Below are 1,540 nucleotides of genomic sequence, written 5' to 3' on the forward strand. Positions count from 1 at the left end.
CAACCCGCTACGGGGGAGACTTACCCGAAATCTGATTTATTCAACAAAGCCCCGGAGGGCTTACGCTGGGCGTCGGGATCTGGTCGATGCATTTCATTGGTATGTTAGCGATGAAAATGCCCATGATCATGAGCTACAACCTCTGGTTAACCCTCGCCTCAATGGGCGTCGCGGTGGTGGCGTCTATGCTGGCAATGAATATTGCCGTGACGGGCGCTCGCCTTTCGCCCTTCAGACTGCTTCTCTCTACCTTAATTCTGAGCGCAGGCGTGGTATCAATGCACTATATCGGTATGGCCGCACTGATGCTGGACAGCCCCATCATCTGGGATCACCCCATCATCGGTTTATCCGTATTGATTGCCGTAATGGCCTCCGGTGCCGCGCTCTGGTTGGCCTTTCACCTGCGGCATCAGCGAAAAGGGATCTTTATCAATCGCATTCTCGCCGCTTTAGTTCTGGGCGCTGCCATCTGTGCCATGCACTACACCGGCATGCGGGCCGCTCAATTCAGTGATATGGCTCATGCCCTACCCGGCGGTATCAGCGAACTGGGATTATCGATAGGGGTGTCGGTCACCACGGTGTGCCTGCTCGGCATAATGTTGATTATCTCACTCATTGATTCCCACTGGCGTACCAACCGGCTCACGGACAACCTTCAGGCGCTCAATCGACAGCTTGAACTACAGGCACGGTTTGATGCCCTTACCGGCCTTGCTAATCGCCACCAGATGGATCTGCGCATGCAGGATTGCCTGCGCAGCGCGTTGCTTAGCAATAAACAATTTGCCGTGATCTTCCTCGACGTTGATCACTTTAAACAGGTTAATGACACCTGGGGACATAACGTCGGGGATGAGTTGTTAATCACCATTGCGCAGCGCATCACGGCGAGGCTTACCCGTGAGATGACCCTGGCAAGATTGGGGGGCGATGCCTTTATTCTGCTGGTTCCAGAATGTGATGACGACAAACTTCAATCCCTCCTCTCAACGCTGCTCGACGATGTGCGCCGCCCGCTTTCCGTATGCGGGCATACGCTGAGTACAACGCTCAGCGCAGGCGTCAGTCGTTATCCGCAGGATGGCGAAACGCTGCATGAGTTAAAGCTAAAAGCAGATGCGGCAATGCAGTACGTTAAAAAGCAAGGCCAAAACGACTGGGCGGTCTACCGGACAGAGATGTCGACGGCGATCCCGGCTAACCCCGGTTTTTTGCAGGAACTCACGCAGGCGCTTGAGCGCGATCAGTTTGAGCTGTGGTATCAACCCACCTGGCACGCTGAAGAGAGAACTATCCACGGCTTTGAGGCGCTTCTTCGCTGGCGACATCCCGAACAAGGCGTGCTGCTGCCGAATCTGTTTTTACCTTCGCTTGAACAGACGGGGTTAATTATTCCTGTAGGTAACTGGGCGATTGAGGCCGCATGCCGTCAGCTGCATTTCTGGACTGAACAAGGTTTTGCCCACTGGACGTTGTCTTTTAAGGAAGGTGCGAACAAGTTCCTGATATGAGATCATCATATTCATCCGGAGCG

At 54.0% G+C, this 1,540-nt stretch carries 1 pseudogene; it reads left to right on the plus strand.

The features are described from left to right. Nucleotides 1–38: 38 nt before the first annotated feature. Nucleotides 39–1,487: pseudogene (locus HX884_RS26335) on the plus strand (putative bifunctional diguanylate cyclase/phosphodiesterase); the annotation flags it as partial. Nucleotides 1,488–1,540: the final 53 nt, after the last annotated feature.

Source organism: Enterobacter sp. SECR19-1250 (assembly GCF_013391025.1).
Taxonomy (GTDB): Bacteria; Pseudomonadota; Gammaproteobacteria; order Enterobacterales; family Enterobacteriaceae; genus Enterobacter; species Enterobacter cloacae.